Source organism: Phyllobacterium sp. 01N428 (genome assembly GCF_056399405.1).
This window is the reverse complement of sequence record NZ_JBFTRH010000028.1, coordinates 1-466: the sequence shown is the minus strand read 5'-3', so window position 1 is coordinate 466 and position 466 is coordinate 1. Positions and strand designations below refer to the sequence as shown.

Genomic DNA, 466 nt, shown 5'->3' with positions numbered 1-466 from the left:
GTCAAAGCGCTGATGCTGGCGGGCGCGCTCACTTCGTTTACGACCGGCATCACCGAGCCGCTGGAATTCTGCTTTATCTTTGTTTCGCCCATTCTTTATCTGCTGCACGCGCTCCTTAGCGGCCTGTCTTTTATGCTGATGTCGATGCTGCACCTGATGATCGGCAATATTCAGGGCGGCGCTATCGATCTCGTGGTGTTTGGTATTCTTGGCGGCAGCAAAACTCAATGGTGGTGGACGCTGGTGCTTGGCGCCATCTACGTGCYGGTTTACTACTACGGTTTTCGCTTTGTTATCCTGCGTATGCGGGTAGAAACGCCGGGCAGGGAAGCGGAAGAGACGGAGCCGGAAAGCAAAACGGTCGCGGCCGATCAGCGTATTCGGGTGATCATCAGCGGACTGGGCGGCGAAGGCAATATAGAGGACGTCGATTGCTGCTTTACCCGACTGCGGGTGCGGGTAAAAG

1 protein-coding gene is annotated in these 466 nt (G+C 55.9%); it reads left to right on the top strand.

All coding sequences use genetic code 11. From position 1 onward, the window contains the following. Nucleotides 1-466: PTS transporter subunit EIIB (locus AC1DNI_RS22785; RefSeq protein WP_477693529.1), on the top strand; the 466-nt coding region annotated here is incomplete at both ends.